18 protein-coding genes are annotated in these 13,443 nt (G+C 67.3%); 2 read left to right on the top strand and 16 right to left on the bottom strand.

Annotated features, from left to right (window positions below; genetic code table 11):
- Positions 1 to 277: 277 nt before the first annotated feature.
- The 11 genes from F3I62_RS20155 to ccmA form a co-directional block, all read right to left on the bottom strand.
- Entirely contained in the window at positions 278 to 868 is a 591-nt protein-coding gene (locus F3I62_RS20155; protein WP_178122508.1) for a hypothetical protein, read from the bottom strand.
- Between the two features lie 70 nt (positions 869 to 938).
- On the bottom strand, positions 939 to 1,265 hold the full coding sequence (locus F3I62_RS10950; RefSeq protein WP_160489825.1) for a hypothetical protein: 327 nt from the start codon (positions 1,263 to 1,265) through the stop codon (positions 939 to 941).
- A complete protein-coding gene (gene ccmI, locus F3I62_RS10945) occupies positions 1,265 to 2,461 on the bottom strand; it encodes a c-type cytochrome biogenesis protein CcmI (protein ID WP_160489673.1) in 1,197 nt (398 codons plus the stop codon). Before ccmI ends, F3I62_RS10950 begins: the two co-directional genes overlap by 1 nt.
- On the bottom strand, positions 2,458 to 2,940 hold the full coding sequence (locus F3I62_RS10940) for a cytochrome c-type biogenesis protein (protein ID WP_160489672.1): 483 nt from the start codon (positions 2,938 to 2,940) through the stop codon (positions 2,458 to 2,460). Before F3I62_RS10940 ends, ccmI begins: the two co-directional genes overlap by 4 nt.
- Positions 2,937 to 3,482: a DsbE family thiol:disulfide interchange protein gene (locus F3I62_RS10935; protein WP_160489671.1), complete on the bottom strand. Its 546-nt coding sequence runs from the start codon at positions 3,480 to 3,482 to the stop codon at positions 2,937 to 2,939. The genes F3I62_RS10940 and F3I62_RS10935 overlap by 4 nt, the downstream gene beginning before the upstream one ends.
- Positions 3,479 to 5,452 carry a heme lyase CcmF/NrfE family subunit gene (locus F3I62_RS10930; protein WP_160489824.1) on the bottom strand — a complete coding sequence of 658 codons (1,974 nt, stop codon included), beginning with the start codon at positions 5,450 to 5,452 and terminating at the stop codon, positions 3,479 to 3,481. The genes F3I62_RS10935 and F3I62_RS10930 overlap by 4 nt, the downstream gene beginning before the upstream one ends.
- Before the next feature lie 17 nt (positions 5,453 to 5,469).
- Complete coding sequence (gene ccmE / locus F3I62_RS10925; protein WP_160489670.1) at positions 5,470 to 5,922, bottom strand: cytochrome c maturation protein CcmE; 453 nt, start codon at positions 5,920 to 5,922, stop codon at positions 5,470 to 5,472.
- Positions 5,919 to 6,095: a heme exporter protein CcmD gene (gene ccmD, locus F3I62_RS10920; protein ID WP_160079376.1), complete on the bottom strand. Its 177-nt coding sequence runs from the start codon at positions 6,093 to 6,095 to the stop codon at positions 5,919 to 5,921. The genes ccmE and ccmD overlap by 4 nt, the downstream gene beginning before the upstream one ends.
- On the bottom strand, positions 6,092 to 6,847 hold the full coding sequence (locus F3I62_RS10915; protein ID WP_021205094.1) for a heme ABC transporter permease: 756 nt from the start codon (positions 6,845 to 6,847) through the stop codon (positions 6,092 to 6,094). The genes ccmD and F3I62_RS10915 overlap by 4 nt, the downstream gene beginning before the upstream one ends.
- 19 nt (positions 6,848 to 6,866) lie before the next feature.
- Positions 6,867 to 7,538: a heme exporter protein CcmB gene (ccmB, locus tag F3I62_RS10910; RefSeq protein ID WP_160489669.1), complete on the bottom strand. Its 672-nt coding sequence runs from the start codon at positions 7,536 to 7,538 to the stop codon at positions 6,867 to 6,869.
- Entirely contained in the window at positions 7,535 to 8,185 is a 651-nt protein-coding gene (ccmA, locus tag F3I62_RS10905) for a cytochrome c biogenesis heme-transporting ATPase CcmA (protein WP_160489668.1), read from the bottom strand. Before ccmA ends, ccmB begins: the two co-directional genes overlap by 4 nt.
- A gap of 135 nt (positions 8,186 to 8,320) precedes the next feature.
- Between ccmA and F3I62_RS10900 the strand changes: the two genes are divergently transcribed.
- Both F3I62_RS10900 and F3I62_RS10895 read left to right on the top strand, forming a co-directional pair.
- Positions 8,321 to 9,865 (top strand): flagellar hook-length control protein FliK, encoded by a 1,545-nt coding sequence (locus tag F3I62_RS10900; RefSeq protein ID WP_160489667.1) that lies wholly within the window; start codon positions 8,321 to 8,323, stop codon positions 9,863 to 9,865.
- Positions 9,862 to 10,188, top strand: a complete 327-nt coding sequence (locus tag F3I62_RS10895) for an EscU/YscU/HrcU family type III secretion system export apparatus switch protein (RefSeq protein WP_160489666.1) — start codon at positions 9,862 to 9,864, stop codon at positions 10,186 to 10,188. The genes F3I62_RS10900 and F3I62_RS10895 overlap by 4 nt, the downstream gene beginning before the upstream one ends.
- Here F3I62_RS10895 and F3I62_RS10890 read toward each other — a convergent pair.
- The 5 genes from F3I62_RS10890 to F3I62_RS10870 all read right to left on the bottom strand — a co-directional run bounded on the left by F3I62_RS10890 (position 10,169) and on the right by F3I62_RS10870 (position 13,430).
- Positions 10,169 to 10,609: a rhodanese-like domain-containing protein gene (locus F3I62_RS10890; protein WP_160489665.1), complete on the bottom strand. Its 441-nt coding sequence runs from the start codon at positions 10,607 to 10,609 to the stop codon at positions 10,169 to 10,171. The two genes, F3I62_RS10895 and F3I62_RS10890, sit on opposite strands and share 20 nt — an antisense overlap.
- A gap of 128 nt (positions 10,610 to 10,737) precedes the next feature.
- Complete coding sequence (locus F3I62_RS10885) at positions 10,738 to 11,142, bottom strand: DUF2802 domain-containing protein (RefSeq protein ID WP_160489664.1); 405 nt, start codon at positions 11,140 to 11,142, stop codon at positions 10,738 to 10,740.
- Between the two features lie 3 nt (positions 11,143 to 11,145).
- Positions 11,146 to 11,625 carry a chemotaxis protein CheW gene (locus F3I62_RS10880; protein ID WP_160079369.1) on the bottom strand — a complete coding sequence of 160 codons (480 nt, stop codon included), beginning with the start codon at positions 11,623 to 11,625 and terminating at the stop codon, positions 11,146 to 11,148.
- Between the two features lie 95 nt (positions 11,626 to 11,720).
- Positions 11,721 to 12,554 carry a CheW domain-containing protein gene (locus F3I62_RS10875; protein WP_160489663.1) on the bottom strand — a complete coding sequence of 278 codons (834 nt, stop codon included), beginning with the start codon at positions 12,552 to 12,554 and terminating at the stop codon, positions 11,721 to 11,723.
- 87 nt (positions 12,555 to 12,641) lie between these two features.
- Entirely contained in the window at positions 12,642 to 13,430 is a 789-nt protein-coding gene (locus tag F3I62_RS10870; protein WP_160079367.1) for a ParA family protein, read from the bottom strand.
- Positions 13,431 to 13,443 lie beyond the last annotated feature (13 nt).

Raw genomic sequence — 13,443 nt, 5'->3', positions numbered from 1 at the left:
CCTGGAAGACTGCAGAGCGCGGCTGTCCGCTGCCGTGAAGGTCATGTTTTTCCTTGGAATTCGGGGGTAACACGCAAGATCGGCGGAGTTTACCACAGGGTATTTGCCGGCCAAGACTGCCGTTTGCCGGCTGGCGGCGCCAGCCGCCTGGCTAACCGAGCCCGAAGCCGGAGCGAGGCGGTAAATGCCGGTTTTTCTGCGCTAAAGCGGCAAGCAGCGACGGCGATCCGCGGATCGCCATCGACTCATCCGGATGTTTCCAGTGCCGTGCCGGGCGCTACCCCTGGGGCTGGCCGCGCCGGTTCTGGTTCTGGCTTTGGCCCTTGCCTGTCGACTGGCCGTGCCCCTGCTTGCCCTGGCCACCCTGGCCGCCCTGAGCGGAGGCTGGCGGGCCGGCCTTGCTGCCGCCCGGATGGGACTGATAGCGCGATTGACCTTGCTGGCGCTGCTGACCTTGGTTCTTCTGCTGGCCTTGCTGGCCCTGCGGAGCGCGCCACTGTTCCTGGCCAGGGCCGGAGTCATGGCGACCCGAGCCACCCTGCCCGCCCTTGGAGCCGGGATGCGGATGCTCGCGGTACAGGCCCGGCGGCATGCTCCTGTGGCCCTGCGGCTGCCAGGGGCCGCCGTGATGGTCGCCCCAGTACCAGCCATGATCGTCCCAGCGGTAATAAATCCGGTCGCGAAAATACAGACGCGGATAACCGATGCTCACATACACGTCGAGATCATCATCCCAGCGCCAATCGCCATAGGGCGGCGGCACATGGTGGGGGTGGCCGTAATAACCATAGTCACCACCGCCCAGACTCAGGGTGCAGGCCGACAAAGGCAACAGCAGGGCAAACAGAAACAACGCACGCCGATTCATGATGGCGACCTCTATTGAAAGGCAATGTGAAGTTGGACAGTGCGCAAGCGGCCGGGTTGCAGCCGCCCCGTCACGGGCGGGCGTAGTGTTGGCCAAGCCCCGCCGGCACGCCGCTGCTGTCGGTCGCCTGCCAGGGCCCTTGTGGGTTGCTCGCCCAGCTCCAGCCGCCAGTCCAGCGGTAATAGGTGCGGTCGCGGTAGTACAGGTCGCGGCCACCCTTGAGCACATACACGCCCAGGCGACCATCCCAGTAGCTGTTGCCGCCCGGTGGCGGGGCGAAGCGCGGATGGGTCTGCGCCTGCGTCGGCGCGGCGGGCGGAGACGGCGCACGTGTGGCGTTCAGGCTGCAGCCGCCGAGCAACAGCAGCACCAGCCAGGCATGGCGAACGGTCCCCATCATTTGGCCTGATCGGCGCTGTCGATGATCAGCTGCTGGCGCTCCCGGGTGCTGCTGGGAATCGGCTGGCCGCGGCCGATCCATTCCCCGGCCGTGGCATTGCCGGCACGCGAGACCCGCGCCACCAGCTGCACCTCGGGGAAGCTGGAGATCTTCAGCTGCGCCATCATCGCGTCGCTGTCGCTCAGCTCGACCTCGACCGGCAGGTCGGCCACGGTCATGCGCTTGACCGCCAGCGGCATCGGCGGGCCCGAGGCCGCGCGGGCGAAGATGAACACGCTGTCGCCTGGCTGCACCTTGCCCTGCAGAGCCGGCGCCAGCTCGACGCGCACCTTGAGCACCGGCATGGCCTTGGTCACGGCTTCGGGCACCGGCTGGCCCGCCGCCTGCAGGTTTTCCCGGGCCCGTTCGATACCGACCTGGATCGAGGCACGCGCCGGGTCTTGCGCCGGCATCTGGTCGACCAGGCGTTGCCAGTAGCCGATCGCCTCGGCGAAACGCTCGCCTTCGAAGGCGGCGATACCGAGCAGGCCGAGGCTGGTGGCTTCCTGCGGGTCAGCCTTGAGCGCCTCGTCGGTCAGCGCCTGCAGCTGCGCCGACCACTGCTTGTTGCCGGCGAAGTACAGCGCCTGGGCCCACTGCCCTAGCAGCTCCGGCGGCCGCCCGGCCAGCACGGCCGCACGCTCGTAGGCGCCGGCCGCATCGCCGGCGCGCTCCTGGGCCATGTAGATGCGCCCGAGGAAGTACCAGGACTCGGCCGACTTGGGATCGGCCTCGACGGCGCGTTCCAGCTTCGCGGTCATCTCGCCGATGCTCGGCTGGCGCTGGTCGCCCAGTTCGGCCAGCTGCTGGCTGGCGCCCCAGTGCAGGTACAGGCCCAGGCCGGCAAACGGCACCAGCAGGGCGGCGATCAGCGGCAGCGCCTTGCCCAGGCGCGCAACCCGCTCGCTGGCGCCTTCGGTATCGGCCAGCAGTTCCCGCGCGGCCTCGGCCTGCCCGGCCTGCAGCTGCTCGGCGGTCAGCACGCCGGCGGCCTGCTGCCCCTGCAGTTCGGCCAGGCGCTCCTGGTACAGGGCGACGTTGAGAGCGGTGCGATCCTCCTCGGCCTGGGCCTTGCGCCCACGCAATACCGGGATCAGCAGGAAAGCCAGGGCGACCAGCAACAGCAGGCCGGCAGCGAGCCAGAATTCGATCATTTTTTGTCCTGGGAATTTTGCTGAAGCAGCGTCTGCAGGCGCTGGTTTTCACTGGCCGACAAGGCGACCTGCGCGGGGTTGTTTTCCACCTTGCGCCGGCGCAGCACCAGCACCACGAGGCCCAGAGCGCCGAGACCGAGCAAGGCGAACGGGCCGTACCAGAGCAGGTAGGTGCGGGTATCCAGCGGCGGCTTGTAGAGCACGAAGTCGCCGTAGCGCAGCACCAGGAAGTCGACGATCTCGGCGTTGCTCTTGCCCTCTTCGAGCATGCGGAAGATTTCCCGGCGCAGGTCGGTGGCGATCGGCGCATTGGAATCGGCGATGTTCTGGTTCTGGCACTTCGGGCAGCGCAGCTCCGCGGTGAGGCTGCGGAAACGCTCGCGCTCGGCCTCGTCCTTGAACTGGTAGGTGTCGATGGCCGCCTGGGCCATGCCCAGCAGGCCGAGGCTGAACAGACCGGCGAGCAGCAGACGCTTCATCGCTCCACCCCGCTCTCGTCGACCAGGCGCTGGTAGATCGGCGCCAGCTTGGTGCGCCAGACCTGCTCGTCGATCACCCCGACGTACTTGTCGCGGATGATGCCCTTGGCATCGACGAAGAAGGTTTCCGGCGCGCCATACACGCCGAGATCCAGGCCCAGCGCGCCCTTGGCGTCCTCGATGTTCAACTGGTAGGGGTTGTGCAGCTCGCGCAGCCACTTCTGCGCCGGCTCGCGCTGGTCCTTGTAGTTGACGCCATGGATGTTCACCCCGCTGGCCGCCAGCTTGTTCAGCACCGGATGCTCGGCCCGGCAGGACGGGCACCAGGTGGCCCAGACGTTGACCAGCGCCGGCTTGCCGAGCAGATCGGCCTGGGTCAGGGTCTGGTCCTGGTCGGTCACCGACGGCAGGGCGAAGGCCGGGAACGGCTTGCCGATCAGCGCCGACGGCAGCTCCTGAGGATTGAGGAACAGCCCGCGGTAGAGGAACAGCGCGATGCCGAGAAACAGCAGCAGCGGCAACAGCAGGATCAGCCGCTTCATGCCATCACTCCATTCAGGCCGAGGGCCTCACGCACGCGGGTCTTGACCTTGACCCGGTAGCGCGGATCGAAGGCCGCCAGCAGGCCGCCGAAGCCCATCATCAGGCCGCCGAACCAGATCCAGCGCACGTAGGGCTTGATGTGTACGCGCACGGCCCAGGCGCCGTCTTCCAGCGGCTCGCCGAGGGCCACGTAGAGGTCGCGGGTGAGGCCGGCGTCGATGCCGGCCTCGGTCATCGGCATGTTCTGCACGCTGTACAGGCGCTTCTCCGGATGCAGCAGGGCGACTTCCTCGCCGTCCTCCAGGACGCGGATGGTGCCCTTGTCCGAGGTGAAGTTGGGGCCCTCGAAATGCTCGGCGCCCTCGAAGACGAAGCGGTAGCCGCCCAGCTCCAGCGACTCGCCGGGGGCCAGGCGCAGGTCGCGCTCGGCGCTGCCCTGGCTGACCAGCACCACGCCGATGGCGCATACGGCAATGCCCAGGTGCGCCAGCTGCATGCCCCAGTAGCTGCTGTTGAGGCTCAGGATGCCCTTGACCAGGCCCTTGTGCCGGGTCTTGTCGAGCAGGTCGCGCACACCGGCCAGCAGCACCCAGGCCGCCAGCAGGAACACCGCCAGCACCGCCCAGTTGAAGTCACCGAACAGCCAGGTGGCCAGGCCACCCAGGGCGGCGCTGCCGAGCAGTACCGGGGTGAGCATGCCGAGCAGCCACTTGAGCGGGGTGTCCTTCCAGCGCACCAGCACGCCGACCGCCATCACCAGCATCAGCAGGGCCATCAGCGGCACGAACAGGGCATTGAAATAGGGCGGGCCGACCGACAGCTTGGCGCCGCTCAGGGCATCCAGCACCAGCGGGTAGAGGGTACCGAGCAGGATCATCGAGGCGGCCACCACCAGCACCAGGTTATTGGCCAGCAGCAGGGTCTCGCGCGACCACAGGGCGAAGCCGACCTGGCTCTTGACCACCGGCGCCCGCACGGCGAACAGGGTCAGCGAGCCGCCGACCACCAGCAGCAGGAAGGCCAGGATGAACACCCCGCGCTCCGGATCGGTGGCGAAGGCATGCACCGAGGTCAGCACCCCGGAGCGCACCAGGAAAGTCCCCAGCAGGCTCAGGGAGAAGGCGGCGATGGCCAGCAGCACGGTCCAGCTCTTGAACACGCCGCGCTTCTCGGTCACGGCGAGGGAGTGGATCAGCGCCGTGCCGACCAGCCAGGGCATGAACGAGGCATTCTCCACCGGGTCCCAGAACCACCAGCCGCCCCAGCCCAGTTCGTAGTAGGCCCACCAGGAGCCGAGGGCGATGCCGATGCCGAGGAAGGCCCAGGCGATGATGGTCCACGGCCGCGACCAGCGCGCCCAGGCGGCATCCAGCTTGCCGCCGAGCAGCGCGGCGATGGCGAAGGCGAAGGCCACGGAGAAGCCGACATAGCCCATGTACAGCATCGGCGGATGGACGATCAGGCCGATGTCCTGCAGCAGCGGGTTGAGGTCGCGGCCGTCCTGCGGCATGTCCGGCAGCAGGCGCTCGAAGGGGTTGGAGGTGACGATCAGGAACAGCAGGAAGCCGATGCTGATCATGCCCATCACCGCCAGCACGCGGGCCAGCATCACTTCCGGCAGCTGGCGGGAGAAGATCGACACGGCGAAGGTCCAGCCGCCGAGGATCAGCGCCCACAGCAGCAGCGAGCCCTCGTGGGCGCCCCACACGGCGCTGAACTTGTAGTACCAGGGCAAGGCGCTGTTGGAGTTGCTGGCCACGTAGGCGACGGAGAAGTCGTCGACCATGAACGACCAGGTCAGGCAGGCGAAGGCGAACAGCAGGAAGGCGAACTGGCCCCAGGCAGCCGGCTGCGCCAGGCTCATCCACTGGCGATCGCCGCGCCAGGCGCCGACCAGCGGCAGGCTGGCCTGTACCAGGGCCAGGCACAGGGCCAGGATCAGCGCCAGGTGGCCCAGCTCGGGCACGATCAGATTCAGGTTCATGCTCAACCCTCGCTCTTGCCGGGTTGCAGCTGGCCACTGTCCTTCAGCGCCTTGGTCACTTCCGGCGGCATGTAGTTCTCGTCGTGCTTGGCCAGCACTTCATCGGCGATCAGCACGCCGTCGGCATTCAGCTTGCCCAGGGCGACGATGCCCTGCCCCTCGCGGAACAGGTCCGGGAGGATGCCGCGGTAGCGGATGGTCACGCTCTTGGCGAAGTCGGTGACCACGAACTCGACGTCCAGCGAGTCGCCACTGCGCTTGAGCGAGCCCTCGGCGACCATGCCGCCGGCACGGATGCGCGCGTCCTGCGGCGCCTCGCCATTGGCGATCTGCGTCGGTGTGTAGAACAGGTTGATGTTCTGGTTCAGCGCCATCAGCGCAAACCCCACGGCAATGCCGGCACCGACCAGGATGGCGAGGACGATATACAGGCGTTTCTTGCGGACCGCGTTCACTGTTGTCTCTCCCGGCGCAAACGGCGCGCCTCGTCTTGCAGGTAACGCCGCCGCGCCATGATCGGCAAGGCTACGTTGAGGGCCAGTACGGCGATGCCGATGGCATAGGATGACCAGACATAGGGACCATGGCTGCCCATGGCGATGAACTCGGCAAAAGAGGCGAAACTCATGCCCTGCCCTCCGCCAGACGGGTCACTTCGGCCTTGGCCCAGCTGCTGCGGGATTCGCGCTTGAGCACTTCCAGGCGCATGCGCAGCAGCAGTACCGCGCCGAGGAAGCAATAGAAGCCCAGCACCGAGATCAGCAGCGGCAGCCACATTTCCGCGCTCATGCTGGCCTTGCCGGTGACCTTGAACGTGGCCGGCTGGTGCAGGGTGTTCCACCATTCCACAGACTTCTGGATGATCGGAATGTTCACCGCCCCGACCAGGGCCAGCACCGCGCAGGCCTTGGCAGCGCTGTCGCGGTTGCTGATGGCGCTGCCCAAGGCGATCACGCCGAAATAGAGGAACAGCAGGATCAGCATCGAGGTCAGCCGCGCGTCCCAGATCCAGTAGGTGCCCCAGGTCGGCTTGCCCCAGATGGCGCCGGTGACCAGGGCGATGAAGCACAGCCAAGCGCCGATCGGCGCGGCCTGCTGCAGGGCCACGTCGGCCAGCTTCATCTTCCAGATCAGGCCCACGGCACCGGCCACCGCCATCAGCAGGTAGCAGGACTGGGCGAGGAAGGCCGCCGGCACATGGATATAGATGATCCGGTAGCTATTGCCCTGGTATTTCTCCGGCGGGGCGAAGGCCAGGCCCCAGACCAGGCCGACCACCAGCAGCAGGGCGGCGGCCACGGCCAGCCACGGCAGCCAGCGCCCGCTCATCTCGTAGAACCACTTGGGCGAGCCCCACTTGTGAAACCAGGTCCAGTTCATCTTCACGGTAACTCTGTAGTTATTCGCCGACACTGATCTTCAGCCCGGCGGCAATTGCAAAAGGAGTCAGGGTGACCGCCATGGCGGTCAGGCTGGCCAGCCACAACAGGTGGCCGGCCGCCGGCAATCCTTGCAGGGTCGCCTGCAGTGCCCCGCTGCCGAGGATCAATACCGGGATATACAGCGGCAGGATCAACAGGGCCAGCAGCAGGCCGCCACGCTTGAGACCAACGGTCAGTGCCGCCCCCACCGCGCCGAGCAAGCTCAACACCGGCGTGCCCAGCAGCAGCGACAACAGCAGCACCGGCACGCAACGCGACGGCAAGCCGAGCATCAGCGCCAGCAACGGCGACAGGACGACCAGCGCCAATCCGGAAAAAACCCAGTGTGCCAGCACCTTGGCCAACACCAGAAGAGGCAGGGGGTGCGACGAAAGGACCCACTGTTCCAAAGAACCATCCTCGAAATCGCTGCGGAACAGACCGTCCAGCGAGAGCAGCACCGCCAGCAGCGCCGCGACCCAGACCAGCCCCGGCGACAGGGTCTGCAGCAGTTTCGACTCGGGCCCCACGGCCAGCGGGAACAGGGCGATGACGATGGCGAAGAACACCAAAGGATTAGCCAGCTCGGCCGGACGGCGGAACAGCAGGCGCGCTTCGCGGGCGACCAGTTGCAGGAATACGCTGCTCATGGCGTCGCTCGTCCGAGGTCGAGTTCGCGGTAGCCGGAAGGCTTCTCGGCGAGGTTGTGGTGGGTGGTCAGCACGATGATGCCGCCCTGTTCGCAATGCCGGGCCAGGTGGCTTTCCAGCTGGGCCACGCCCTGCTTGTCGAGGGCGGTGAAGGGTTCGTCGAGAATCCACAGCGGCGGCACGTCGAGGTGCAGGCGAGCCAGCGCCACGCGGCGCTGCTGCCCGGCGGACAGGGTGTGGCAGGGCACATCCTCGAAGCCGGCCAGGCCGACCGCCGCCAGCGCCTGCCAGATGGCCTCGCGCGAGGCCGGGCAATGCAGGGCGCAGAGCCAGGCGAGGTTTTCCTCGGCGCTGAGCAGGCCCTTGATCCCGGCGGCATGGCCGATCCACACCAGGCTGCGGCCCAGTTCGCCATGCTGGCGGGCCAGCGCCTTGCCATTGAGCAGCACCTCGCCGGCGGTGGGCTGCATCAACCCGGCCAGCAGGCGCAGCAGGCTGGTCTTGCCGCTGCCATTGGGGCCGCTGACCTGCAGCAGGGTGCCGGCCGACAGACGCAGATCCAGGCCGTCGAACAGCAGGCGCCAATCCCGCTCACAGGCGAGGTTGCGGGCTTCAAGAAGCAGACTGGTCACGGCATGGCTACCCATCGGGGGTTCAAGTCGGCAATATCCCGGCCGCTATACTGACGCAAGTAAACTGCACAGCCGGCCCGAACGGGGCGGCATTATACATGCCGGGCTCCGCCCTCGAAGCCGGCTTTTTCGACAGGGTGTAACCCGGCAATGGCAGAAATCAGCAGCCCTCGCCCGCTTCCGGCAACGCCGCCGCCCAGCCGCCCGCTGCCGCCCAGCGCCGACCTCGCGGTGAAGCTGCTGCAGCCGCTGGAAGGCCTGCTCGGCACCGGGCAGACCGCCAAGGCCGAAGTGCTGGCGCTCAAGGAAGTGGCGCAGAGCTTTCACCTGCTGCTCAAGCTGACCCTGGACAACGGCAAGCAGACCACCCTGGAGGCCAGCAGCTCGCGTCCCCTGGCCCAGGGCACCGCCCTGGCCGTGACCGCCCTGTCGGACACCCGCCTGGCCCTCGTCCTGCAGACCGGCAACAGCAAGGTGCTGACCAGCCTCGACCTGCAGCAGCTGCCGGTCGGCACCCTGCTGCAGGGCAAGGTCGAGGCCCGCGAGCAACTGGTACAGGCAAAGGCCCAACAGGCTGTCTACAAGGTCCTGGTCAACCTGCTCAATACCCCGCTGGCCGGCAGCAAGCTCAGCGTGGAAACCCCGTTGCCGCTGCCCATCGGCAGCCTACTCAGCGCCCAGGTGCAGGGCAGCCAGGCGCTCAGCTTCCTGCCGCTCAGCGGGCGTCTCGATCAGCTGGTGCTCGGCCAGCAGCTGGCCGCCCAGCAGGGGCGCCAGGGCTCGCTGGAGGGGCTGTTCAAGAACTTGCAGGGGCTGAGCCAGCAGAGCGGCCTGCCGGACGAGCTGCGCGGCAGCATCGACAAGCTGCTCGGCCTGCTGCCCGAAGGCGGCCAGCTGGGCACCGCCAAGGGCCTGGCCCAGGCCCTGGAGAACAGCGGCCTGTTCCTCGAGGCCAAGCTGCTCGGCGGCCAGACCGCCAGCCTGCCCCAGGACCTCAAGGCCAACCTGCTGCGCCTGGTCGCCCAGCTGCTGCCCAACCTGCCCGGCGCCGCCCTGCCGCCTGGCGGGGCGGCCGCCACCGCGCTGGCCCAGGCCCTGCCGGCCTTCGTGCGCAACGCCCTGGGCAACCTGACCCAGGCCAACCTGCGCCAGCAGGGCCTGAGCTTCCCCCTGCCCGCGCGCCTGCTGCAGTCGCTGGAGGGCGAAGGCGATCTCGAGGCCCTGCTCAAGCTGGCCGCGGCGGCGGTGTCCCGGCTGCAGACCCACCAGTTGTCGAGCCTGGCCCAGACCCAGGTCACGGCCGAAGGCTACCTGCAGACCACCTGGCAGCTGGAGCTGCCGATGCGCAACCAGCAAGACATTGTGCCGCTGCAGATCAAGCTGCAGCGCGAAGAACCAAACAACGCCGGCAAGCAGGAACAGAAGGAGCTGCTCTGGCGCGTCGAGCTGGCCTTCGACCTGGAGCCCCTGGGGCCGCTGCAGGTGCAGGCCCAGCTGATCCGCGGCAGCCTGTCCAGCCAGCTATGGGCCGAGCGTTCGAATACCGCCGAGCTGATCGATCACGAACTGGGCCACCTGCGCGAGCGCCTGCTTGCGGCCGGCCTGGAAGTCGGCGAGCTGGCCTGCCGCCAGGGCATGCCGGTCCAGGGCCCGAAGACCCAGTTGGAACAACGCTGGGTGGATGAAACCGCATGAAGCAGCAAGCGCCCCGCCAGGCCATCGCCCTCTCCTACGACGGCAGCCACGCCCCCAGCCTGACCGCCAAGGGCGACAACGAGTTGGCCGAGGCCATCCTCGCCCTGGCCCGCGAATACGAAGTGCCGATCTACGAAAATGCCGAGCTGGTGCGCCTGCTGGCGCGCATGGAACTGGGCGATGCGATCCCCGAGCCGCTGTACCGCAGCATCGCCGAGATCATTGCCTTTGCCTGGTACCTCAAGGGCAAGTGCCCGCCCGGTTTCGACCAGGACCGCGACATCACCCCGCCCCGCGCGCTGCTCAATGCTCCCCCAGAGTGAAGGCGAACAGCTCGCCCTCCCGCCCCTTGCCCAGCGGGAAGTCCAGTAGCTGCCAGGCGAAATAGCCGCCGCGGAAGTAGTACACGTGCTGGAAGCCCCAGCGCACCGCGCGCCGCGCCGCCTCGGCACTCTGCGGACACACTTCACTGTCGCAATACAGGACGATGGGCATGCCGCGCGGCCAGCCGGCCTCGGCCAGCTCGATGAAGCGTCCCTCCAGCTCCAGGTGCAGGGCGCCATGCACATGGCCCCAGCTCCACTCCCGCGCCGGACGCACGTCGATGAACAGCACGCCGAACTCGTAGAGTTGCCGCGCCTGCAGGGCATTGACCGTGGTCGCCCCCGCCACCTCGAACGGCGCCTCGGCGGCCTGCAGCGTGCCTGCCAGCAGCAGACACACCAAGAGCAAACGGCATCGCATGGCAGACCTCCACGGCAAGGCAACACCCTGAAGTTCAGCTTAGGCAGGCGAGCGGACAGGCTTTGGAACCATTCGTGCGAGCGACAGGTTCACTAAGATCGGGAAGGAGTAAAAGGCCGAACGGCCCCTTAGGAACGCTGCTTCTGGGCCAGTTGCAGCTTGCTGACCAGCTCGGCCTCGGCCTGGGTCAAGCCGCAGGAATGGGTCAGGTCATCGACGCTGGCGCCCATCCCGGCCAAGCGGGCGGCCTGGGTGAAGGACAGGCTGGAGGGATCGCGCTGCTCCATCTGGTTGAGCTTGTCCGGCAGCGGCGCCACCACCCGGCGCAGCTCGTGCAGCTCTTCGCCCATGCGCACACTGCCGGCCAGGTAGGTATCCAGGCGCCGGCTCAACTCGCGCAGGCGCAGGTCACGCGCGGCGTCACGCTCAGCCTGCAGCTGTGCCTGCTGGCGCAGGCTCAGCACCAGCCAGAGGCAGGTTCCCGCAAGTAGCACACAGAACAGGCCGAGTACGGCCACCGCGATGACCAGCATGGATCAGATACTCTCCAGCTCGGACCACTCTTCTTCGGACATCATCTTGTCCAGCTCGACCAGGATCAGCAGCTCGCCGTTCTTGTTGCACACGCCCTGGATGAACTTGGCGGACTCGTCGTTGCCCACGTTCGGCGCGGTTTCCACTTCGGATTGGCGCAGATAGACCACTTCGGCCACGCTGTCGACGAGGATGCCGATCACCTGCTTGTCCGCCTCGATGATCACGATGCGGGTGTTGTCGGTCACCGGAGCCGAATCCAGGCCGAAGCGCTGGCGGGTGTCGATCACCGTCACCACATTGCCGCGCAGGTTGATGATGCCCAGCACATAGGCAGGCGCCCCCGGAACCGGAGCGATCTCGGTGTAGCGCAACACTTCCTGGACCTGCATCACGTTGATGCCGTAAGTCTCGTTATCCAGGCGGAAGGTCACCCATTGCAGGATGGGATCTTCGGAACCTTGCGCAGACGTTTTCTTCATTTCCCTAGCCTCGTCTAGAACCGCTCTGGGCGGCATACGCGGGTGCACCCCGCTGTCATCACTATAGAGTCCCGCACCAGGCGGAACCGAGCAAATTAATGGATCTTGCCTTTCGCCGCATGCCGCGTGGCGCCACTGGCGATCAGCTCGGCCAGCGCCGAGACATCGAGCAGGGCACACATGTGCTCGATCACCGTTCCCGCCAGCCAGGGCCGCTGGCTACGCTGGCTGCGCCACTTGATCTCGTCGGGCAGCAGGCGAATCGAGCGACTGACCTGATGCACGGCCAGGCCCCACTCGTAACCCTCGACCGAGATCACATACTGCAGGCCATCGCGGAAATCGTCACGGTAGCGCTCGGGCATCACCCAGCGCGCCGTATCCAGCACCTTCAGATTGCCGGCCTGGCTCGGCAGTATGCCAAGGAACCAGTCCGGCTGGCCGAATAACGGCGTCAGCTCGGCATTGGCCAGCGGGTAGATCGAGCCCAGGCAGACCAGCGGCACCGCCAGGGTCAGCCCGGCCACGTCGAACAGCAGGCACTCGAAAGGTTCTGCGGCCCAGCTCGGCCGGCCCTCGTAGCTGGGTTGCGGCGGTTCGGCGGCCTTGGCTGGCGCCTGCAGTTCGGCAACCGCCGCCACCACCACGGGCGGGGCGACCGGCGCCTCGGCCACCACCAGCGGTGCTGGCAGTTCGACCGTCGGCAACACCAGCGGGCGCGCCTCGGTCAGCAGCGCCGGCCGTTCGATTACCGGGGCCGGCTGCGGCGCCTGGCGCGCATCGCGGACCTGCTCTTCGAGTACGGCGGCCTCGAACTCATCGAGATTGACGCTCTGCTCCAGTTCGACAGCCGCCTCCTGCAGCAGGGCGTCCAGGTAGGACTGCAGGGCCTGCTGGGGGCGCGTGGCGGTGGCGACAGTACGGCTCATGACGGATTTCCGCGGAAAAGGGTTCTACAGCCTATCGGCCGACAGCTCGCCGGACTTGAACGGGCACCTTCAGCATAGGCCAGCATGTCAGGCGACCTGGGCGGCGGGCGATGCCGCCAGCAGATGCTTGAGCAGGGCCCGGTAGGCGATCACCCCGCGGCTCTTGCCGTCGAACTGCGAGGGTGTCAGGCCGGCCCGGCTGGCATCGCGCAGGCGCGTATCCACCGGCACGTAGGCCTGCCACAGGTGTTCGGGGTAGGTGTTGCGCAGCACCCGCAGGGTATTCAGCGAGGCCTGGGTGCGCCGGTCGAACAGCGTCGGCACGATGGTGTAGGGCAAGGCCTGCTTGCGCGAGCGGTTGATCATGGCCAGGGTGCTGACCATCCGTTCCAGGCCTTTCACCGCAAGGAACTCGGTCTGCACCGGAATCACCAGCTGCTGGCTGGCCGCCAGCGCGTTGACCATCAGCACGCCGAGCAAGGGCGGGCTGTCGATGATCGCGTGGTCGAACCGCCCCCACAGCTGCGCCAGGCTCTTGGCGATCACCAGACCCAGGCCGCTCTGCCCCGGGGACTGGCGCTCGAGGGTGGCCAATGCGGTACTGGATGGCAACAGGGCGATCTGTTCATTGCTGGTGGGCAGCAGCAGGCGCGCCGGCAAGCCGTCGGGCACCGTGCCCTGGTGCAGGAACAGGTCGAAACAGCTGTGCTCGAGGCTGTCCGGATCATGCCCGAAGTAGCTAGTCATCGATCCGTGCGGGTCGAGGTCGACGATCACCACGCGCTTGCCCGCCTCCGCCAGCAACCCGGCCAGGGCAATGGATGTGGTGGTCTTGCCGACCCCACCTTTCTGATTGGCTACTGCCCAGACTTTCATCGTCATCGTCCTC

Source organism: Pseudomonas sp. R-28-1W-6 (genome assembly GCF_009799925.1).
Classification (GTDB): domain Bacteria; phylum Pseudomonadota; class Gammaproteobacteria; order Pseudomonadales; family Pseudomonadaceae; genus Aquipseudomonas.
The sequence above is the reverse complement of the archived record's forward strand: the minus strand, read 5'-3'. Positions and strand labels throughout refer to the sequence as shown.